The organism is Variovorax sp. V15 (assembly GCF_041154425.1).
GTDB lineage: Bacteria > Pseudomonadota > Gammaproteobacteria > Burkholderiales > Burkholderiaceae_C > Variovorax > Variovorax guangxiensis.
The window spans coordinates 202,475-222,146 of record NZ_AP028660.1 but is presented as its reverse complement, the minus strand read 5'-3'; the positions used below and the strand labels follow the sequence as shown (position 1 = coordinate 222,146).

Annotated in this window: 18 protein-coding genes; 4 read left to right on the top strand and 14 right to left on the bottom strand. The window is 65.0% G+C overall.

The window, feature by feature from the left end; all coding sequences use genetic code 11:
* Positions 1-3: 3 nt before the first annotated feature.
* From thrC to ACAM57_RS33320, 13 genes are read right to left on the bottom strand one after another with little or no spacing between them, the layout of a single operon-like run.
* Positions 4-1,398, bottom strand: coding sequence for a threonine synthase (gene thrC / locus ACAM57_RS33380; RefSeq protein ID WP_369662905.1), 1,395 nt, complete (start codon positions 1,396-1,398; stop codon positions 4-6).
* Entirely contained in the window at positions 1,398-2,573 is a 1,176-nt protein-coding gene (locus tag ACAM57_RS33375; RefSeq protein ID WP_369662876.1) for a M20 aminoacylase family protein, read from the bottom strand. Before ACAM57_RS33375 ends, thrC begins: the two co-directional genes overlap by 1 nt.
* 3 nt (positions 2,574-2,576) lie before the next feature.
* Positions 2,577-3,503 carry a 2-hydroxyacid dehydrogenase gene (locus ACAM57_RS33370; RefSeq protein WP_369662875.1) on the bottom strand — a complete coding sequence of 309 codons (927 nt, stop codon included), beginning with the start codon at positions 3,501-3,503 and terminating at the stop codon, positions 2,577-2,579.
* Between the two features lie 2 nt (positions 3,504-3,505).
* A complete protein-coding gene (locus tag ACAM57_RS33365) occupies positions 3,506-3,862 on the bottom strand; it encodes a cupin domain-containing protein (RefSeq protein WP_369662874.1) in 357 nt (118 codons plus the stop codon).
* 30 nt (positions 3,863-3,892) lie between these two features.
* A complete protein-coding gene (locus ACAM57_RS33360) occupies positions 3,893-5,221 on the bottom strand; it encodes an NAD(P)/FAD-dependent oxidoreductase (RefSeq protein WP_369662873.1) in 1,329 nt (442 codons plus the stop codon).
* 9 nt (positions 5,222-5,230) lie between these two features.
* On the bottom strand, positions 5,231-6,220 hold the full coding sequence (locus ACAM57_RS33355; protein WP_369662872.1) for an ABC transporter ATP-binding protein: 990 nt from the start codon (positions 6,218-6,220) through the stop codon (positions 5,231-5,233).
* Positions 6,220-7,281, bottom strand: a complete 1,062-nt coding sequence (locus tag ACAM57_RS33350; protein ID WP_369662871.1) for an ABC transporter ATP-binding protein — start codon at positions 7,279-7,281, stop codon at positions 6,220-6,222. The genes ACAM57_RS33355 and ACAM57_RS33350 overlap by 1 nt, the downstream gene beginning before the upstream one ends.
* 11 nt (positions 7,282-7,292) lie before the next feature.
* A complete protein-coding gene (locus tag ACAM57_RS33345; protein ID WP_369662870.1) occupies positions 7,293-8,180 on the bottom strand; it encodes an ABC transporter permease in 888 nt (295 codons plus the stop codon).
* Positions 8,177-9,133, bottom strand: a complete 957-nt coding sequence (locus tag ACAM57_RS33340; protein ID WP_369662869.1) for an ABC transporter permease — start codon at positions 9,131-9,133, stop codon at positions 8,177-8,179. The genes ACAM57_RS33345 and ACAM57_RS33340 overlap by 4 nt, the downstream gene beginning before the upstream one ends.
* 14 nt (positions 9,134-9,147) lie before the next feature.
* A complete protein-coding gene (locus tag ACAM57_RS33335; protein WP_369662868.1) occupies positions 9,148-10,833 on the bottom strand; it encodes a peptide ABC transporter substrate-binding protein in 1,686 nt (561 codons plus the stop codon).
* A 30-nt stretch (positions 10,834-10,863) separates the two neighbouring features.
* Complete coding sequence (locus ACAM57_RS33330) at positions 10,864-12,033, bottom strand: NAD(P)/FAD-dependent oxidoreductase (protein ID WP_369662867.1); 1,170 nt, start codon at positions 12,031-12,033, stop codon at positions 10,864-10,866.
* Positions 12,030-13,415 (bottom strand): FAD-dependent oxidoreductase, encoded by a 1,386-nt coding sequence (locus ACAM57_RS33325; RefSeq protein ID WP_369662866.1) that lies wholly within the window; start codon positions 13,413-13,415, stop codon positions 12,030-12,032. Before ACAM57_RS33325 ends, ACAM57_RS33330 begins: the two co-directional genes overlap by 4 nt.
* Complete coding sequence (locus tag ACAM57_RS33320; RefSeq protein ID WP_369662865.1) at positions 13,397-13,723, bottom strand: (2Fe-2S)-binding protein; 327 nt, start codon at positions 13,721-13,723, stop codon at positions 13,397-13,399. Before ACAM57_RS33320 ends, ACAM57_RS33325 begins: the two co-directional genes overlap by 19 nt.
* A gap of 509 nt (positions 13,724-14,232) precedes the next feature.
* Between ACAM57_RS33320 and ACAM57_RS33315 the strand changes: the two genes are divergently transcribed.
* The gene (locus ACAM57_RS33315) at positions 14,233-15,150 is read left to right on the top strand and encodes a LysR substrate-binding domain-containing protein (RefSeq protein ID WP_369662864.1); all 918 of its coding nucleotides are present in this window, start codon (positions 14,233-14,235) and stop codon (positions 15,148-15,150) included.
* On the opposite strand, the gene ACAM57_RS33310 is transcribed toward ACAM57_RS33315, so the two are convergent.
* Positions 15,131-15,982, bottom strand: a complete 852-nt coding sequence (locus ACAM57_RS33310; RefSeq protein WP_369662863.1) for a GNAT family N-acetyltransferase — start codon at positions 15,980-15,982, stop codon at positions 15,131-15,133. The genes ACAM57_RS33315 and ACAM57_RS33310 overlap by 20 nt on opposite strands.
* 129 nt (positions 15,983-16,111) lie before the next feature.
* Between ACAM57_RS33310 and ACAM57_RS33305 the strand changes: the two genes are divergently transcribed.
* From ACAM57_RS33305 to ACAM57_RS33295, 3 genes are read left to right on the top strand one after another with little or no spacing between them, the layout of a single operon-like run.
* The gene (locus ACAM57_RS33305; protein WP_369662862.1) at positions 16,112-17,572 is read left to right on the top strand and encodes an aldehyde dehydrogenase family protein; all 1,461 of its coding nucleotides are present in this window, start codon (positions 16,112-16,114) and stop codon (positions 17,570-17,572) included.
* 29 nt (positions 17,573-17,601) lie between these two features.
* Entirely contained in the window at positions 17,602-18,321 is a 720-nt protein-coding gene (locus ACAM57_RS33300) for a cupin domain-containing protein (protein WP_369662861.1), read from the top strand.
* 19 nt (positions 18,322-18,340) lie between these two features.
* Positions 18,341-19,666 (top strand): NAD(P)/FAD-dependent oxidoreductase, encoded by a 1,326-nt coding sequence (locus ACAM57_RS33295; RefSeq protein ID WP_369662860.1) that lies wholly within the window; start codon positions 18,341-18,343, stop codon positions 19,664-19,666.
* Positions 19,667-19,672 lie beyond the last annotated feature (6 nt).

The window sequence follows — 19,672 nt, the reverse complement described above, 5'->3', positions numbered from 1 at the left end:
CGATCAGGCCACGCGGGCAGCGATGTAGGCCTTTACCTGCTCAACCTCGGCCGGAAGCACCGTGACGCGGCGCGGCAGCTCCTCGATAGCTTCGAACTTGGCCGGTCGATCCGGGGCGCGTCCCAGCGCCTCCGCGACCGTGGCCGCAAATTTGATCGGCAGCGCGGTCTCCAGCACGACCATGGGCGTCCCCTTGCGCACATGCTCACGCGCCACCTTGAGACCGTCGGCCGTGTGCGGATCAACCATCGCGCCGAAGCGATGAAAAGTATCGCGGATGGTCGAGACACGGTCTGCATGCGTGCTCTTGCCCGACACGAAGCCGAACTTGGGATCAACCGCGAGTTCGAAGCGACCCTGGCTCGCCAGCTGTTCGCCAAACAGGCGCTTCACCTTCGCCGCGTCGCGCCCGACCAGGTCGAACACGAAGCGCTCGAAGTTGCTGGCCTTGCTGATGTCCATCGACGGGCTGGAGGTCTCGTGCGTGTCGACGGCGCCGCGCACGCGGTACACGCCGGTGCGGAAGAACTCGTCGAGCACGTCGTTCTCGTTGGTGGCGACCACCAGCGTGTGGATCGGCAGGCCCATCATGCGCGCCACGTGGCCCGCGCAGACGTTGCCGAAGTTGCCCGAGGGCACAGTGAAGCTCACCGGCTTGTCGTTGGCCGCCGTGGCCTGGAAGTAGCCCGCGAAGTAATAGACGACCTGCGCCAGCAGCCGCGCCCAGTTGATCGAGTTGACCGTGCCGATGCGGTACTTGCGCTTGAAGGCCAGGTCGTTCGACACTGCCTTGACGATGTCCTGGCAGTCGTCGAACACGCCGGTGATGGCGATGTTGTGGATGTTCGCGTCCTGCAGGCTGAACATCTGCGCCTGCTGGAACGGGCTCATGCGGCCGTCGGGCGAGGTCATGAAGACGCGCACGCCCTTCTTGCCGCGCATGGCGTACTCGGCCGCGCTGCCGGTGTCGCCGCTGGTGGCGCCCAGGATGTTGAGCTTGGCGCCGCGGCGGGCCAGTTCGTACTCGAACAGGTTGCCCAGCAGCTGCATCGCCATGTCCTTGAAGGCCAGCGTGGGGCCGTTGGACAGGGCTTCGAGGTACACGCCGTCTTCGAGCTCGCGCAGCGGCACGATCTCGTCGGTGCCGAACACTTCGGCCGTGTAGGTCTTCGCGCAGATCGCCTTCAGGTCGGCCGGCGGAATGTCGTCGATGTACAGCGAGAGGATCTCGAAGGCCAGCTCGGCGTACGGCAGCTTGCGCCACTTGGCGAGCGTGGCGGTGTCGACCTGCGGGTATTGCTCGGGCAGGTAGAGGCCGCCGTCGGGCGCGAGGCCTTCGAGCAGGATTTCGCAGAAGCGCTTGCGGTCGGGGTGGCCCCGGGTGGATAGGTAGAGCATCATTTCTGGGAAGGAGTGGACGTGTCCTGCAGCGCCAGCTGCGCAACGGTCACAAACCAGCGCACACCGAAGGCCAGCACGTCGTCGTTGAAGTCGTAGGAGGGGTGGTGCAAGGGCGCAGGGTTCGTGCCCGCGCCTTGGCCAAGCCAGAGATAGGCACCCGGCCGTTGCTGCAGCATGAACGCGAAGTCTTCCGAGGTGAAGGCGGGTGCTCCAGCCGTCTGCGCTTCCAGGCCGGCGCGGCGTGCCGCTTCGAGCGCGAGCTGCGCGTGCGCCGGGCTATTGATGGTGGCCGGGTAGTAGCGCGTGTACTCTACGTCGACAGTGGTGCCGCTCGCGCGCGCAACACCTGCGGCGATGTCGCGCAGGGCCTGCTCGATCATGTCCTGCACCGCCCCGTTGAAGCTGCGCACCGTGCCTGTCAGCTCCACCGCTGCCGGCAGAACGTTGTGCGACTGGCCGCCACTGATGCGGGTGACCGAGAGCACCGCGTTCTCGGTGGGCGGCACACGCCGTGACACGATGGTGTGTAGCTGGGCCACCAGCGTGCTGGCGGCCAGCACCACATCAGGTGTGTGGTGCGGCTGCGCCGCATGCCCGCCACGCCCACGCACCACGATATCGAAACGATCCGCTGCGGCCATGATGGGGCCGGACCGCGTCGCCGCCGCGCCCAACGGGAGGTCCGGCCAGTTGTGCACGGCGAACACGGCTTCGCAGGGGAAGCGCTCGAACAGACCTTCTAGCACCATCTCGCGCGCACCGCCTCGTCCTTCTTCGGCCGGCTGGAAGATGAAGGCGACGCAGCCCTCGAATGCTTCATCGCGAGCGAGTTGCCGGGCTGCGCCGAGCAGCATCGCTGTGTGGCCGTCGTGCCCGCACCCGTGGTGACGGCCGGGGAAGCGACTGACATGCGGCCGCTCACCTTGCTCCACAAGGGGCAGAGCGTCCATGTCTGCACGCAGGCCGACCATCCGTGGCGAGCTTCCTCGGCGCAGAACGCCGACCACGCCCGTTCCACCGATGCCCTCATGCACCTCCAGCCCCGCCTCACGCAGCACCGCTGCGACGATGCCAGAGGTTCGGCGCTCTTCGAACGCCAGCTCGGGATGAGCGTGCAGATCGCGTCGCAGCGCAATCAGATCGGGCAGAAGATCGTCAATGCTTGCACTCACGGCTCAATACCCCCTGTCGCGGCTCACAAGACCGACCAACGGCTCGCCTGCTTGATGGCGCCGTATGTTCTCCAGTACGAGATCAACCGCTGTTTCCGGCTGGGTCATGCTGGCGATATGCGGCGTCAACAGAATGCGCGGATGTGACCAGAACCGGTGGTTCGCAGGCAGCGGCTCGGGTGCCGTGACATCGACCACGGCGGAAGAAATCCACCCGCTGTCGAGCGCGTCCAGCAAGGCTTGGTGGTCAAGCTGTGCGCCACGCCCCACATGCACCAGAGATGCACCACAGGGCAAAGCATTGAGCAGCGTCGCATCGAGAATGTTGCGCGTCTCGCTCGTCAGCGGCAGCAAGCAGACCAGGATGTCCGTGGCAGCCAGCATCCCCAATAGCTCGCCCTCACCCGCGTAGCAAGTCACGCCTTCGAACTCATGGCGCGTCCGGCTCCAGCCCGCAAGCTGGAATCCAAAACTTCGAAGCTGCGTGAGGACCGCCCGACCCAACACTCCCATGCCAAGAACGCTCACCCGTCGCTTGGCGGCAGGATGGACGCGGTGCGCGGCCCATTTTTCTTGCCGCTGCTGCTCGATGTAGGCTGGCAGGTCCCGGTGCAAAGCCAGCACCGCCATGGTGGCGTACTCCACCATGCCCGCCACCACGCCAGGCTCGGCGAGGCGCACCACAGGCAGGGCCGGCGGCACCTTGCTCAGGTCGAACTGGTCCACGCCGGCACCCGTGGAGAACACCAGTTCCACGTTGGGGAACTGCCGCTCGAAGCCTTCTGGCAGCGTCCACGCTGCGAGATAGCGCACGCGTTCGGGCGGGCCCATGTCGGGCCAGATGTGAAACGGAATCTCGGGCGCTTTGGCGGCGAACAGGCGTGCCCATTCCGCCCCGCGCACGGGGTCGGCCTTGTAGACGAAGGCCATGGCTACTTGTTGTAGACGACCCAGATCTTGCGGGTCGTTTCGATGCAATGCCAGATGCCCGTGAATTCGGGTCTCATGACGAAGGAATCTCCCGCGCGCACCCGCACGGGCTCCTTTCCGTCCTCTGTCACTTCCGACAGGCCCGAGAGGATGTAGCAGAACTCCCAGGTACCACCTTTGATGGATCGGTAGGTACCAGGCGTGGTTTCCCAGACGCCAGCGCGGACTTTTTCGTCGTTGGAACGGTCCACGTCCCAGTTCTTGAACTTGGCAGTGCCTGCGAGGACGCGTTCCGACAAAGGTCCGCCCTCGCGGGCCGTACCCAGATCGTCGAACTTGAAGAAGGTGAGATTGTTCATGAAGATGGTTTCCGTACTTATCGAAGCTGCTCAGATAGCGCCGACCTTGACCTTCGAGCCGTCGCCAAAGCGCGAGTAGCGGAAAGGCGTGGGATCCACAGGAGGCGCGTCGCCCGTGACCATGCTCGCTGCCAGTTGCCCTGCCCCAGGCCCCAGACCGAAGCCATGGCCGCTGAAGCCGGCGGCGAGCACGAAGCCCTGGATGCGGTCCACAGGCGAGATGACGGGCACCGCGTCCGGCGTGCTGTCGATGTACGCCCCCCAGGCCTGGGACACCGTGATCCCAGGCAGCGCCGGGTAGAGCCGCTTGAAGCTGTCCAAGAGGTAGTTGATCGCCTTCTGGTCGGGCACTGGGTCCAGCACACGGATTTGCTCGAACGGCGATTTCTCGTCGAACTCCCAGCGGTTGAGTGCCTCGGGTCCACGGAAGAAGGAACTCCCTACGCCGATCTCCACCGCTTTGAGCCGCTTGACGAACATGGGCATGAAGTCACGCGCGTACCGCAGACCCTGGGGTGTTAGCTCCAGCGTCCCTTTTCCGCTGATGGCGACGATGTAGCCGCCATCGGGGCGGCGCGTCAGCGTGCACTCCGGGGTCGCCAGCGCTGGTGCAAGACCTTCAATGGGCGGTGTGCGCAGCACGGACGCACGGACACTCGCCTGCGGGAAGGAGATGCCGTGCCGGCGGCAGAACCCAGAGGCCCAAGCACCCCCAGCGCACACGACGGCGCCCGTCCTGACCAAGCCTTTCTCGGTGAACACGCCGCTTATCGCGCCATTGGAAATGTCAAGCCCGCGGGCCGCGCAGTCCTGATGGATCGTGGCACCGAAAGCACGGGCTCCTTCTGCGATGCCAGGTGCCGCCAGGGCCGGATCCGCAGTGCCATCGTCCATGGAGTGCACACCGCCCAGCCACTTGCGAGTGCTGCTGCCTCGCATCACGCTTTCGGCCTCTTTGGCGTCGAGCATGCGTGTGCGCACACCAAAAGGACGTCCATGCTGCGCTCCCCAGGCTTCCCAGGTGGCGAGCTGCTTCGGGTCGTCACTCGCGTAGTACAGGCCGCAACGCTGGAAGCCGAGGTCACGCCCGATGTCGCGTGCCATCTCATCCCACAAACGCATCGAGAGACCCGAAAGCGGCAGCTCGCGCGCATCGCGGTTTTGCTGGCGGCACCAACCCCAGTTGCGGCTGGACTGCTCACCGCCGATATAGCCTTTTTCCAGGATGACCACAGAAAGGCCACGCTGGGCCAGGAAATACGCCGTAGAGACACCGACGATGCCACCGCCGATGATCACTGCATCGGCTTGCTCGGGCAACTTGTCGTCGCTGCGAACGCGAAGGATAGAAGGAGACATGGATTGGCGTCAGATGTCGTCGCGGATGCACGCGGTCGCGTGGTTCCGCTCAACAAACCTAAGTTCAGGAACGGCGTTCGCGCAAGCAGGCTGGGCATGCGGGCATCGCGTGCGAAAGGAGCAACCCGAGGGCGGCGCCAGCGGACTGGGGATGTCGCCCTTGAGCAGCTCGCGCGGGCGCCGCTGCTGCGGGTCGATGTTCGGAACCGCCGCCATCAAGGCGCGCGTGTAGGGATGCCGAGGATCGTTCAGCAACGATTCGGCGTCGCCGATTTCCACCAGCCGGCCTAAATACATCACCGCGATGCGATCGGAAATGTGGCCCACGACAGCGAGGTCGTGGCTGATGAACAGCATGGTAAGACCCAAGCGCTGCTTCAGCTCCAGCAGCAGGTTGATCACCTGCGCCTGCACCGAAACGTCGAGCGCGGACACCGGCTCGTCAGCCACCAACAGCTGCGGCTCGGTCATCAGCGCGCGAGCGATGCCGATGCGCTGTCGCTGGCCGCCCGAGAACTCGTGCGGATAGCGGGCGCGATGCGCGGGGTTGAGTCCCACTGTCTTCAATATGGCGTCGATCCTGTCGCGGCGCTCCTGCACGGTGAGCTCCGGCATGTGGATCTGCAGCGGCGCCGACAGCAACTCCTCCACCGTGTGCTTCGGATTCAGCGACGAGTACGGATCCTGAAAGACCATCTGCATCGCGCGCCGCAGGGGCCGCATCTGGCGGCGCGTGAGGCCCACCAGGGGCTTGCCGTCGAATCGGACCTGACCCGCCGTTGGCGCATCGAGGTTCAGGATCGCGCGGCCGATGGTGCTCTTGCCGGAGCCGCTTTCGCCCACCAGGCTCAACACCTCGCCCCGGCGGATGTCAAAGTTCACGCCGTCGACGGCCTTCACGGTCTGAGCTGGCTTGCCCAGCCAGCCCCCGCCGATCGAGTACCACTTGCGCATGCCTTCGACCTGCAATAGGGCGGCAGCGGTATGTTCTTGCTGCATCACACGGCTCCTTGAATTTCAGGCCAACGCACGCACCGGACCAGGTGGCCAGGCCCGACGCCCTCGAGGTCCGGCACTGCGACATCGCAGCGTCCCGGCTCGAAATGGCTGCAGCGCGGCCCGAAGGTGCAGCCCGGCGGGTGGGACGTCGGGTCAGGGACGTTGCCCGGGATTGCGAACAGCGGGGTCTTGCGGGCGCGATTCGAGTGCAGCCGTGGAACAGACTGGATCAGTCCGCGACTGTAGGGGTGGCGCGGCTGTGCGAACAGCGACACCACGTCCGTCGTTTCCACGATGCGGCCCGCGTACATCACCATCACCCGGTCTGCGATCTCGGCAACCGTCCCGAGGTTGTGCGTGATGTAGATCATCGCCATGCCGTTGTCGGACTGCAGCTTCTGCAGCAGCTCCAGGATCTGCGCCTGGATGGTCACGTCCAGCGCCGTGGTAGGTTCGTCGGCGATCAGCAGGGACGGTTCGCATGCAATCGCCATGGCGATCATCACGCGCTGGCGCATGCCGCCGGACAGTTCATGCGGGTAATTCGCGAGCCGGCGCCTGGGATCGGAAATACCGACCTGGTTCAGGAGTTCAGCGGCGCGCTCCGTGGCGGCGCGGCCTTTCATCCCCAGGTGAAGGTGCAGGCTCTCGCATATTTGCGCCCCGACGGTGTGCACCGGGTTGAGCGAGGTCATCGGCTCTTGAAAAATCACCGAGGCGGCGCCTCCGCGCACCTGCCGCATCACACGCTCGGGCGTACCCACGAGCTCGTAGGTTTTGCCATCGCGCGCCGCCAGACGGGCAGAACCGCTGATGGCGCAGTGCGGCGCAGGTGGGGTGAGGCCGAGCAGGCCCAGGCAGGTCACGCTCTTGCCCGAACTGGTTTCTCCCACCAACGCCAGGTTCTCGCCCCGGCGCAAAGTAAAGCTCACATCGCGCACGGCCCGCACGGGTCCGCCAGGTGCGCGGAACGTCACGTTCAGGTCACGCACTTCCAGAATGTTGTCCACTTCCGCGCTTTCGGCAGCGGGCACGAAGTGCAATGGCTCGAGATGGTCCATGGCAAGCATCCTTAACGATCCAGTTTGGCGTCCAGCGCATCGCGCAGGCCGTCACCAATGAAGTTGAAGCTGGTCACCGTGAGCGTGATGGCGACCCCCGGTACGATGGCCAACCACGGCGCATTCGTCAGATAGCTTTGCGCGTTCTCGAGCATGTTTCCCCAGCTCGGCGTCGGGGGGTGGATGCCGAAGCCGAGAAAGCTGATGTAGGACTCCGCCAAGATCGCGTTGGCGATGTTCAGCGTTGCGGCAACGACGATGGGTCCCACTGCGTTCGGCAGGAGCTCGCGGAACATGATCCTCAAGTCGCTGGCGCCAAGCGACTCTGCCGCAACCGCGAAGTCGCGTGAACGCAGAGAGCGGACCTGCCCCTCGACCACGCGCGCCACCTCCATCCAACTGGCCGCAGCGATAAGTACCACAATGGAAATGACCGAGGGCTCTATCAGCGCCGCGACCGCCAGCAGCAGGAAAATCGTCGGAAAGCACAGCATGGAATCCACGAAGCGCATCAGTACGGTGCCAATTGCGCCGCGATAGAAACCCGCCACCAGCCCCACCAGTACGCCAATCACCATGGACAGCAACGTGGCGGCGAAGCCCACCGACAGGGAGATGCGTCCTGCGTACATCAGGCGCGCCAGGATGTCGCGGCCAAGGGGATCCGTGCCGAGGATATGGACGCCCGCAAAGGGAGCAACCAGGCGGTTCCGGATGTCGGTGTCCGTGGCGTTGAACTGCGTCAGATAAGGTCCGACGAAGCTCAGCAGCGTCATGAGTCCGATCACCACCAGTCCCAGCATGGCAAGACGGTGCCGCATGAAGCGGCGGATCGCAGGATGCCGTTCGCTGAAGGACCGACGAACGAGCGGGAGGGATGTTGTATGTACGGCGCTCATTGAACACCAACCTTGATGCGGGGATCCGCAACGGAATAGAGCAGGTCGGCTAGCAGGCTGCCCAGCAGCACCATGCATGCAGTGAACATGAGCATGCCCATCACCACTGGATAGTCCCGGTTGCCCACACTGTCCAGGAACAGCCTTCCCATGCCGGGCCAGGTGAAAACGGTTTCGGTCACAAGGGCGCCGCTCAGCAGCGTGGACACGTGCAGGCCGGTGATGGTGATCATGGGCAACAAGGCGTTGCGTAGGGCGTGGTGGATGAGAATGCGCACCGGAGCGACGCCCTTGGAGCGGGCCGTGCGGATGTAGTCCTGATTGATCACATCCAGCATCGAGGAACGCATGTATCGGCTCCACACTGCCGTCGACACCAATGCCAGCACGATGCAGGGCAACACCAGGTGCTGCATGCGATCGAGCACAGAACCATCGCCGATGGTTTCCCGTCCGCCGGCCGGCAGCCATCCCAGGTTCACGGAGAAGACGTAGATCACCGCCAACCCGAACCAAAAGGTGGGAATCGATAGGGCCACCATGGCGCCGATGGTGGCGAGGTGGTCGAAGAATGAATACCGCCTTACGGCACCGAGGATGCCGATCATTCCACCGATAAACATCGCCAACAGCGTGGAAGAGATCATCAGCTCGAGCGTGGGGCCGACATGCATGCCGATCTTCGTCAAGACCGGCAGGTCGTCACGATACGACCGGCCCCAGTCGCCTCTTAGCAGATTGCCGGCCCAGTCAAGGTACTGGAGAGGCAGCGGCCGGTCCAGGCCGTACTGGGCCATGAGCCGTTCAATGTCCTCCGGCCCCAGGGTCCCGGTGGCCAGAAACTGCGACAGTGGCCCACCGGGCGCCAGGTGAAGGATCGCGAAAGCGATCATTGAAACCAGCCACAGCAGCAGCAGTGCCTGCAGCAAGCGGCTCAGGAGATATCGGCTCATGACGGCACCCGCTTTCAGGCAGTCCAGCGCCAGCTGGCTGCGTTCCAGGCATTGGACAGCGCGTTCACGTTGCCCGCATACCCGTCCAGCCCCGCTTTCGTGCCTTCAACCTCCACAAGGTTGAACAACGGCAGAAAAGGCAGGTCGTCCATGATCAGTTCCTGGACCTTGGCGTAGATCTCCTTGCGCTTGGCCAGGTTGTATTCCTGGCGGCCTCGGGCAAGCAGCGTGTCCACCCCAGCGTTCTTGTAGAGACTCACGTTCGAGCCCGACTTGGTTTCCTTGGGAATGGCTCCCGAACCGAAGCGATGGGTGACATCCGGATCCGAGGCGATGGTGTAGGTCGGCGCTGTCATCAGGCTGTCGAACTCGGAGTTTCGCCAGAAGTCGGCCCACAGCACCGCCGCCACCATGTTCTTGATCAGCATCTCGACGCCGATCTTCTTGAAGTCGTCAGCGATGAGCTGCTGCGTCTGCTCGCGCAGCTGGTTGCCCGTGACGGTCGAGTTCGTGAAAGACAGCCGCACGCCATTCTTCACGCGGATGCCATCGGCACCCTTCACCCAGCCAAGTTGGTCAAGCGTCGCAGCAGCCTTCTTGGGGTCGTACTCGAACTTGGGCAGACTGGCGTTATAGGCCCAGTGGCCAGGGACCAGGAAGCTGTTGGCGGGCTTTGGCAGGCCGTAGTAGACGATGTCGCAGATCGACTGGCGGTCGATGGCCATGTTCAGTGCCTTCCGCACGGCCTTGTCCGCCAGCGCGGGGTGAGCCAGATTGAGCGTCAGGTTCTCAACCGCGGAGCGCGCCGCAGGATAGACACGGCGACCGCGCAGCGCCGAGGCTTCCTTGTAAAAATTGGCCGGTATGCCCGCCAGACCGACGAAGTCGATCTCTCCCGTCTTGAACTGCGTGTACATCGCGTTCAGGTCCGGCACATACTTGAAGATCAACCGATTGACGACGGGCACCGTCCCGAAGTAGCCGGGATTCGCCTCGAGCATCACGTAGTCGCCGGTCTTGCGGCTCACGAAGCGATAAGGGCCGGTGCCCACAGGTGCGGCCGCGAACTTCGGAGAGTTGGGATCGGGGTCCTGCGACAGGACGTGCGCCGGGACGATGAAGGTCCAGCTCAGCGTGGAGGTGAGCGGCGCATAGGGCTCCTTCAGTTTCCACGTGATCACATGAGTGCCCTCCACGGCAACGCTCGCGATCATGTCGAAGGCCGTTCGGTTACGGGCGCGGAAGGCCGGGTTCTTCATCAGGCCGATCGAATAGCGCACATCCTCCGCCGTCAACGGTTTGCCGTCATGCCACTTCACGTCGTTGCGCAGTTCCACGCGCCAGCTCAGGCCGTCGGCCGAAATGCCGCCGTTCTCCAAGGTCGGAACCGACTTGGCCAACACGGGCACGAAGTTGCCTCGAGCGTCGATCAGCCATAGAGGGCTGAACAGGTTCCACCAGACGCCCTGATCCACTTCGTTGGACGTCATCAGCGGATGCAGGACGGTGACTTCCTGCGAGAAGCCAAGAATGGCTTGGCCCGTCGGCTTCGTAGCCGGCGCCGCAGCGCGTGCACTCACAGCTAAACCAAGCGACCCGGCCGCAAAGGCCGCCGCACCGGCGAACATGGCGTCGCGCCGTGTCAGATTGCCCAGGCCTGGGTGGCTGGTGGGGCTTGAATTATTTTTGTGGTCAGTCATGGTTGTCTCCTGTGCTGGTTTGCAGGGTGGTTACACGGTGGCGAGACTCGCCTGCGGCGCGCCGATGGTTTCGCCGAAGCGGCGGACGCTGTAGGGAGTCAAGTCGATACTGGTCGTACCGCGGTCGATGAGTTCTGCCATCACGTCCCCGACACCGGGTCCGGTCTGGAAGCCGTGGCCGCAGAAGCCGAAGGCGTAATACAGGCCGCTCACGCTCTGGCTGGGTCCCATGACCGGCAGGTCGTCCGGGAAATAGCTTTCCACGCCGCTCCAGGTGCGAAGTACGTGAAGGTTGGCGAGCGCCGGAGCGATGCGCCTCAGATGCGGCAGCTGCAGCAAAGTGTTGCCGGGCCTGGGCTGCGCGCGGCGCTCGTCAAGATAGGCGTCGTTGCGCACGCTGCCGCCGAACACGATGTTGCCCCGCTTGACCTGGCGGAAGTACATGTCGTCAGCAGGGTTGGAACTCTTGACGCCGACCACCGGCAAGATCCCGTAGGGCACGGGTTCGGTCACGCCCATCGTGGGACCGCGTTGCACCAGCGGCACCGGCTCTCCGAAGCACGCGCTGAATTTGCCGGCCCAGGCTCCCGCGCAGACCAACGCCACAGGCGCAGTGACGCGGGTTCCATCCTTGACCGTGACATGAAAGTCAAGTGCGCCCTTCTGCAGGTCCAGAACCTCGCAATTTTCCAGCACGGTGGCGCCCGCCTTGCGCGCCGCGCGACCGAACGCCGGTGCCGCCAGGCGGGGGTTGGCATGGCCGTCGTTCGGAGACAGCGAGCCGCCGACCACGTCTGGCCCAAGGAAAGGAAACCGCTTGTGAACTTCGGAGTGACCGAGGATCTGCAGATCGAGGCCCCAAGGCCGCGCATCAGCGGCATACTTTTCGATGGCGGCCATGCCGTCCGCGTCGTACACCACGCGCACGTGACCGGTGACAGTGAACTCGGCGTCGTGGCCGATCAACTCCGGCAATCGTCCCCAGAGTTCGCGCGAACGGTGCGCCAAAGGCAGCTGCGGCAGATACCGCCCCTGCCGACGCACGTTGCCGAAGTTCACACCGCTGGCCTGCTGGCCCACCAGGCCACGCTCCAGCAACACGACGGAGAGGCCTCGCCGGCGCAGGAAGAAGGCGCCGGCCGCACCGACGATGCCACCGCCGATGATCACGACGTCAGCGGCGAAATGCCTGCTGTTCATTCGGCACCTCCGACGGCCAGCGCCGACACGGAAAGCGGCTTCACCGGGCCCTGGCCGCGGATGCGCCCGACCTGCTCTAGAGGAATTCCGGCGGCATGCGCCACGATCTCCGCAGCCGCGTGGCCGCAGTATCGGCCCTGACAACGCCCCATCCCCACGCGGCACAACGCTTTGGCGCGGTTGATCTCGCAGGCCCCGAGTTCGCTGACTGCTGTGCGCAACTCGCCCGCCGTGACGACTTCACAGCGACAGACGACGGTGCTGTCCGGCAATGCGGCCGCCGCGCGGTGCGGCCAGGGAAACGCCTGCAGCAGGCCCAGCCGGAAGCGCTCCATCTTGTCGAGGGCTGCGCGCAGTTGCACCACTTCCGCACGATCAGAGCGCTCAATGCCGAGGTCTGCGAGGCAGGTCAGCGCCGCCAGACGGCCCGCGGCTTCCGCACCATCCGCACCGGAGAGACGCACGCCGTCTCCCGCGAGGTACATGCCCTTGACGCTGCTGCGGCCGTCCTGGTCGACGCGAGGCAGCCATTGGCGCGACGCGGCATCGAACCGGAACTCGCATCTGGCGATGTCCGCAAGCTGGGCTTCGGAGCGCAGGTGATAGCCCAGCGCGACGGCGTCGCATTCGAATGCATGTTCGCGTCCACGTCTGTCGCGTACGCGCATGCCAGTCACACCGCGTTGAGGCGAACCGCCGATCTCGACCGGCGTGACGCCGGTCATCACGTGCACGCCCGCCCTCCGCAGCGAGGCCACGAGCCTCAAGCCGTTGAGCAGCACGCTAGGCCGCGCGGCAAGCCTAGGCAGCGCTCGCAGGCGCAGTACCGAAGCCGATGTGTCCAGGACCGCTTCCACCTGCGCGCCCGCGGCCACGTACTGAGCGGCGACGAGATACAGGAGCGGCCCAGTGCCCATGAACACCACGCGCCGGCCGATCGCGCAGGCCTGCGACTTGAGCGAAATCTGCGCGGCACCCAGGCTATAGCAGCCCGCCAAGTCCCAACCCGGCATCGGCATCAGCCTGTCCGTAGCGCCGCTGCAGACGATCAACGCGTCGAAGGGCAGGACTTCAGCTTCACCATTGCGAACGACATGCAACGCATGAGGCTCGATGTGCCAGGCCAACGTCTCGGCGCGCCATTCGATCCGGTGCTGCAGTTGCTCGAAGCTGCGATGCAAGGCTTGCGCCTTGTCGGCTTCCGTTCCGTACAGCTTGGCGTAAGGACGCTTGAACCCATCCGGTTGCCGGCGGTAGATCTGCCCGCCGTCACGGCGGCTCTCGTCCACGACGACCGGCCGGACTCCGCGCTCGACCAGCGCTTGCGCCGCGCGGACCCCCGCAGGGCCGGCGCCGACGATGACTATGCGAGCCTGGCCCATTCGACCTCCTGTGCGGAAGTGAGGATGCGCATGCCGTCACGGGCAGGCGTACTGCAGGAGCGTAGGCGTTGCCCCTGCTCGTCCCGCACCCAACAATCCTGGCACGCGCCCATCAAACAGAAGCCGGAGCGCACGACGTCTGAAAACTCGGAATGGCGCAAGTGGCTCGTGCTGGACAGAAGCGCCACGAGCAGCGTGTCGCCCTCGAGAGCATGTACGGGTCGGCCATCGATCCAGACCTGAATTGCACGTCTCTCGGTTTCGCCGAGTCGCACGAAGCGGCGTTCTGGCGGATTCTTGCTGTCCATTCGTTGCCTCGTTGCGTCACATGAAGGATTGGCCGTCTTCAGTCAGTATCGAAGGGACACTGCATGCGGTCAAATACAAGTTTTAGGTCACTTGATGCACTTCGGATATGTACTTTCGGGTGCCACATGGCACTGTCGCTTCCACTCACAGTGGGAGTTCATTGCAGGGGTGCCAACTCCCGGTCGACCGTCACGAAAGCGCAAAAGCGTTCCTCGCGGATGCAACCACTCGAACCCGGTCCTTGCCGTCACACGGGGAGTCCTATCAGCAGTGACTCAGGAACATGGACTGGAAGTTCCGGCCCGCCGTTGGACGACTTGGAATTGATCGTTGTCGCGACCTGTGCGCTGCGCTCATTCGGCAACTTCGCCCTGTTGACCGGCGGCAGGGCATTGACCATGCAGTGCCGTCATCGAGAGACTCCTTCAAAGTGCTGGATTCCCTCGGTGTCGACACGCGATTTCATGCAGCCAGACAGAAGTTCCGTCGAACTTCATACACTACCGACATGAACCTCCGCCAGATCGAATGCTTCCGCGCCGTCATGCACACAGGCTCGATGACGCTTGCCGCCACGCAGTTGCACACCTCGCAACCCAACGTGAGCAGGGCCGTCGCGCTGCTGCAGCGCGAAACGCAGATGAAGCTGTTCGAGCGCGTCGGACTGCGGGTTCTTCCCACGCCCGAAGCGCACGCATTGCTCAAGGAAGTGGACCGCGTCTACGTGGGCTTGGAATCCATCGGCGCGGCGGCGGAGCGCATCCGCACGCTGGGCGTGGATGGCCTGCGGATCGCCGTGACGCCGGCCTTGGCCATCAACCCTGTGCCACGCATCCTGCAAGTGTTTCGCGGCATGCGACCGCACGTGCCCATCGTGGTCACCACAGCGGACTCCGCAACCATCTGCAAAGGTGTGTCGTCGCGCTACTACGACCTGGGGCTGGCGCCCTACGTAGCGCTACCGCAGGAAGTCGACAGCGAGCTCGTCCTTTCGCAGCGTGCCGTCTGCATCGTGCCGAAGGGGCACCGGCTGGCGCGCCGCCGCAAGGTCAATCCGGGGGACTTGGCTGGGGAGTCTTTCATCTCGGCTTCGCCCCCTGACGTCGCACGTGCGGAGATTGACAAGGCCTTCGTTCCCGAGGTCCGCAAGCTCGAGATCGAGACGACGCTGGCCACCACGATGTGTGCCATGGTGGCTCGCGGGTTGGGCGTCAGCATCGTGAATCCGGCAGTTCTCACCGATCTCGGTCTCGCGGGCGTGCATGCGCTGGAGTTCGAACCAGCCATCCACTTCGATTGCTACCTGATACGGGCCCATCAGCAGCCGGAGCAAGCGCTGGTTGCCGACTTCGTCGAGGCGCTGCGGATCGTGGTGCGCGGCAGCGAGAACGCCGCGCGCAAGAGGGTCAGCCGATCGCCTGGGTAAACACAACCCAGCCGCCGCGCGCCGGTCCCCGCTCGAAGACACGGCCGCGGACCATGACGGTGCCGCCGCCGACGCACGGCAGCCCTTGCGTCTGCAGCCACTGCGACAAGCCATCATCGGCGTGTACGTCGACACGCAGAAACCCGTCGACGTGCCGACAGCAGTCCGATATCAGCAGGCTCGCGGCTTCGAGGTCCGGAGCGGCCACGGGGCCGATCGCCTGACCGCGACCGTAACGCCGCAAAACTGCGAAACCTGCGGTCTGGCCGCCTCGTTCCAGGACCACGGTCCTGTCTTCCGCAAACGCGCGCCGAAGTAGTTCGGTGCGGAGCATGCCTGTGGCCCGAGCGTCGAGGGTGATGAGAGATTCGATGTCATCTTCCTCGAGTGGCCGCAGGTGATCGCCCTCCCGCCGGTGCGGCTGCGGTGAACGCTCGAGCATGCCCTGGTGTTGGCAAACCTCGCCCATAGCGACGAAACCCAGCCGCTCATAGAGGCCGCGTCCTGCTTGCGTCGCGTGCAGCAGCACATGGCGCGCACCCAAGCGGTCGAGCAGGGCCTGCATCATGCGGTTGCCAATGCGCTGACCCTGCAGTTCGGGAGCGACGATCACGAGTCCGATGGTGGCGTAGTCCGCGCCCCACTGCCATGACAGCGCTGTGCCCAGCACCTTCCCATCGCGTTCGGCGACCACACCTTCACCCAGGGACAGCGCGAACTGCCAGTCCTCGGGCCGGTGCGGCCACTTCAGATCGCTGGACAAGACGTGCGCCAATCGCACGTCGCCGGGCCTGAATGGGCGTAGGTTGATGGTGCTGATGCCTTGCTTCATACCTCTAGTCCTTTCCTGGGAGCCTGAAGTATGCGGTTGGAGGACTCAGATCATTCATATCAAACTAGCATGAACACGGGCAATATTGGAATTTGACTGCATGAACTGCCGTTTCGATACTGCGCCGTCATGACACGAACGGACTCTTTAATCGTCGAACGCCTCGACGGCCGGTTGGACCGGGTTTTCATCGGAGGCGAGTGGGTCAGGCCCCATGGGCAGGCGCGTTCCATCGTGATCGACCCATCCACGGAAGAACCCCTGACGGACATGGTGCTGGGCGACGCACGGGACGTGGCCGATGCGGTCGCGGCCGCGCGGCGCGCTTTCCCCACGTGGTCGGTCCGTCCGGTCCACGAACGGGCTGCGTTGTTGGACCGCATTCACAGCCTCATCCTGGAGCGCGCCGAGACATTCGCGCAAGCGATCTCGCTGGAGATGGGTGCCGCCATCGCCTTCGCACGCAGCACGCAGGTCCCCGTCGCGGCAGAGCACATTCGCGTCGCCCGGGACAACGCGACGAGCTACCCCTTCCTCTCGCAGCGCGGTGACTTGGCCATCCAGCGCGAGGCCATCGGCGTGTGCGGCCTGATCACGCCCTGGAACTGGCCGCTCTATCAGATCACCGCGAAGGTGGGCCCCGCGCTGGCCGCGGGATGCACGGTCGTGCTCAAGCCCAGCGAGCTGTCGCCGCTGAGCGCCCTGCTCTTCGCCGAGTTGATGCACGACGCAGGCGTACCTCCTGGGGTGTTCAACCTGGTCAACGGCACGGGGCCCGAAGTCGGCGCAGCGTTGTCGGCGCATCCGGACGTGGACATGATCTCCATCACAGGCTCGACCCGCGCGGGGGTGCTGGTTGCTCAGGCGGCGGCGCCGACCGTCAAACGCGTTGCACAGGAGCTCGGAGGCAAATCGCCTAACGTGTTCTTGCCGGATGCGGACTTGGCGCGGGCCGTTCCCCTTGGCGTTGCAGCCGGCATGCGCAACGTCGGCCAGTCGTGCAGCGCTCCCACACGCATGATCGTCCCCCGCGAGCGGCTCCAGGAAGTCGAACGGCTCGCGGCGGAAACGGCGGCGAGTTTCGTGGTGGGCGATCCACGCTCCGCGCAGACCACGCATGGCCCGGTGGCCAATCGCGCCCAATTCAACCGGGTGCAGGAAATGATCGCGACAGGCATCGCCGAAGGCGCGCGGCTCGTTTGCGGAGGGGCCGGCCGCCCGGACGATCTGCGCCGCGGCTTTTACTGCCGGCCCACAGTGTTCTCCTCGGTCGGTGCCCAGATGCAGATCGCGCAGGAAGAAATATTCGGGCCAGTGCTTGTCGTGCTCCCTTACGACAGCGTCGACGAGGCCGTGGAGATCGCGAACTGCACCGTCTACGGCCTCGGCGCTCACGTGCAGGGCAAGGACATCGTGGCGGCACGCGCCGTGGCCCAGCGCATTCGTTCCGGCCAAGTGCACATCAACCATCCGGCCTGGAGCCCCCATGCGCCTTTCGGTGGCTACAAGCACTCCGGCAACGGACGCGAGTACGGCATCGAAGGCCTGGAGGAGTACCTCGAAACCAAGGCCATTCTCGGCTTTCACTAAAAACAGCGCACAACGCGCAGGAGCAATCAATGACCGTAGCCCTCGTGCTGCATCGCGCCAACGGCGCACCCGTTTCCACGTCGTTCCGACGGGCCGCCTTCGGCAAGGATGATCCCTTCACGCGCCATCGCGAGATCGCCTGGGAAGGACCCGACGCCATGGCCGTCGGTCGCACCAGCTTCATCGGCGAACTCGAGGTCGTCAGCTTTCCCCACGTCGAGACGCTAGTTGTCGTCGAGGGCGAACTGACGCTCACGGCAGCAGGTGCTGCGCCGCTGGTGCTCGGGCCCCACACGGGCGCAGTCATCGGATGCGGCACCTCGCTGCACATCCAAGCCAGCTCGCGGGTGCAGATGTCCTTCTGCGCGGCAGCCTGCGACAAACCGACGCGCAGCGGCATCGCGCGGCTACGCGCCGACGCCGATTTCAAACCGTCGCGATCGCTGCCACCGGAGGTACTGTTCGGCTCGGCGCCGGAATGCCGCAGCGACAACGTCTTCACCGAAGATGCTGCCCGATTCACGTCGGGCACCTGGGATTCCACGCCCTACCACCGCATCGTGCGACCGCACGGCTCCAACGAGTTCATGCACCTGGTGGCCGGCAGCGTGCGATTCGCAGCGCCGGATGGCAGCGTGCTGTCCCTCGCCACTGGCGACACGTTCTTCGTCCCCCTGGGCGCATCCATCGGCTGGGAAAGCCACGAGCGCGTGGCGAAGTTCTACGCCACCCAGACCCCTCAGGCCTGACCATCGTGCCGGCTTGATCATGTCCCCTCCCCTGCAATACATCGAGACGCCACAAACGCCGCCACTCTCGGCGGACGCCGTCGTCATCGGCGGCGGCATCGTCGGCGTTTTCGCGGCCTACTACCTGGCACAGCGCGGCTTTTCGGTGACCCTGGTCGAGAAAGGCCGTGTCGGCGCTGAGCAATCCAGCCGCAACTGGGGCTGGTGCCGCCAGCAGAACCGCGACGCACGCGAACTGCCGATGGCCAGCAAGAGCCTCGACCTCTGGGACCGATTCGCCGCCGAGACCGGCGAGGACACCGGCTTTCGCCGCTGCGGCCTGCTCTACCTCAGCAACGACGACGCGGAACTTGCGCATTGGGCGAGCTGGCGTGATTTCGCGAAGGGTGCGGGCGTCAACTCCATCATGCTCAATGGCCGGCAGGCCGCCCAGCGCGGACAAGCGACGGGACGCGAGTGGAAAGGCGGCGTCTTCTCTCCCAGCGATGGCACGGCCGATCCGGCCAAGGCGGCCCCCGCCGTGGCCCGGGCGTTCATGAAACTGGGCGGCAAGGTGCTCCAGCAGTGCGCCGCGCGCGGCATCGAGCTGGAGGGCGGCCGCGTCAGCGCCGTGGTGACCGAAGCCGGAGTGATCCGAACCCGAACGGTAGTGATGGCCGGCGGGGCCTGGGCTTCGTCGTTCTGCCGCCAACTCGGCATCCGTTTTCCGCAGGCTTCGGTCCGACAAACCATTCTCAGCGTGTCGCCAGTGGACGGCGCCTTGCCCGATGCCCTCTTCACCAAAGACGTGTCGGTGACGCGCCGCAACGACGGACGCTATGCGCTGGCCATCAGCGGCCGCGCGCGGGTGGACGTGACGCCGCAGTTCATGCGGTTCGCCACCCATTTCGTCCCGATGTTCGCCAAGCGCTGGCGCAGCATGATCCCCGGCGGCCTGGAAGGCATCCGCGGCGGGCACGAGACGCTCAAGCGGTGGCGTCTGGACGCACCCACCCCCATGGAGCGGGTGCGCATCCTCGACCCCAAACCCGATCTGCCCACCGTCAGGAAGACGCATCGCCGCGCGGTCGAACTGCTGCCGCAACTTCGGCCGGCCCAGGTCACGCACACGTGGGCAGGCTTCGTCGACTGCACGCCGGACGGCGTTCCGGCCATCGGCGAGGTAGCGTCCGTGCCGGGGTTCATCCTGGCTGCGGGTTTTTCCGGGCACGGCTTCGGCATCGGCCCAGGGGCGGGCCACCTGATCGCGGACCTGGCCACGGGCGCCGCGCCGATCGTTGATCCCCGTCCCTATCACCCCAGCCGGTTTAGCGACTCGTCCTGGGGCAAGGTCGCCGACTTCTAGGTGACG

Bases quoted from the DNA above. Each gene is read 5' to 3' on its own strand.
- thrC (WP_369662905.1), bottom strand. From the start codon at position 1,398: ATGCTCTACCTATCCACCCGGGGCCACCCCGACCGCAAGCGCTTCTGC.
- ACAM57_RS33370 (WP_369662875.1), bottom strand. From the start codon at position 3,503: ATGGCCTTCGTCTACAAGGCCGACCCCGTGCGCGGGGCGGAATGGGCA.
- ACAM57_RS33365 (WP_369662874.1), bottom strand. From the start codon at position 3,862: ATGAACAATCTCACCTTCTTCAAGTTCGACGATCTGGGTACGGCCCGC.
- ACAM57_RS33360 (WP_369662873.1), bottom strand. From the start codon at position 5,221: ATGTCTCCTTCTATCCTTCGCGTTCGCAGCGACGACAAGTTGCCCGAG.
- ACAM57_RS33355 (WP_369662872.1), bottom strand. From the start codon at position 6,220: ATGCAGCAAGAACATACCGCTGCCGCCCTATTGCAGGTCGAAGGCATG.
- ACAM57_RS33350 (WP_369662871.1), bottom strand. From the start codon at position 7,281: ATGGACCATCTCGAGCCATTGCACTTCGTGCCCGCTGCCGAAAGCGCG.
- ACAM57_RS33345 (WP_369662870.1), bottom strand. From the start codon at position 8,180: ATGAGCGCCGTACATACAACATCCCTCCCGCTCGTTCGTCGGTCCTTC.
- ACAM57_RS33340 (WP_369662869.1), bottom strand. From the start codon at position 9,133: ATGAGCCGATATCTCCTGAGCCGCTTGCTGCAGGCACTGCTGCTGCTG.
- ACAM57_RS33335 (WP_369662868.1), bottom strand. From the start codon at position 10,833: ATGACTGACCACAAAAATAATTCAAGCCCCACCAGCCACCCAGGCCTG.
- ACAM57_RS33330 (WP_369662867.1), bottom strand. From the start codon at position 12,033: ATGAACAGCAGGCATTTCGCCGCTGACGTCGTGATCATCGGCGGTGGC.
- ACAM57_RS33325 (WP_369662866.1), bottom strand. From the start codon at position 13,415: ATGGGCCAGGCTCGCATAGTCATCGTCGGCGCCGGCCCTGCGGGGGTC.
- ACAM57_RS33320 (WP_369662865.1), bottom strand. From the start codon at position 13,723: ATGGACAGCAAGAATCCGCCAGAACGCCGCTTCGTGCGACTCGGCGAA.
- ACAM57_RS33315 (WP_369662864.1), top strand. From the start codon at position 14,233: ATGAACCTCCGCCAGATCGAATGCTTCCGCGCCGTCATGCACACAGGC.
- ACAM57_RS33310 (WP_369662863.1), bottom strand. From the start codon at position 15,982: ATGAAGCAAGGCATCAGCACCATCAACCTACGCCCATTCAGGCCCGGC.
- ACAM57_RS33305 (WP_369662862.1), top strand. From the start codon at position 16,112: ATGACACGAACGGACTCTTTAATCGTCGAACGCCTCGACGGCCGGTTG.
- ACAM57_RS33300 (WP_369662861.1), top strand. From the start codon at position 17,602: ATGACCGTAGCCCTCGTGCTGCATCGCGCCAACGGCGCACCCGTTTCC.
- ACAM57_RS33295 (WP_369662860.1), top strand. From the start codon at position 18,341: ATGTCCCCTCCCCTGCAATACATCGAGACGCCACAAACGCCGCCACTC.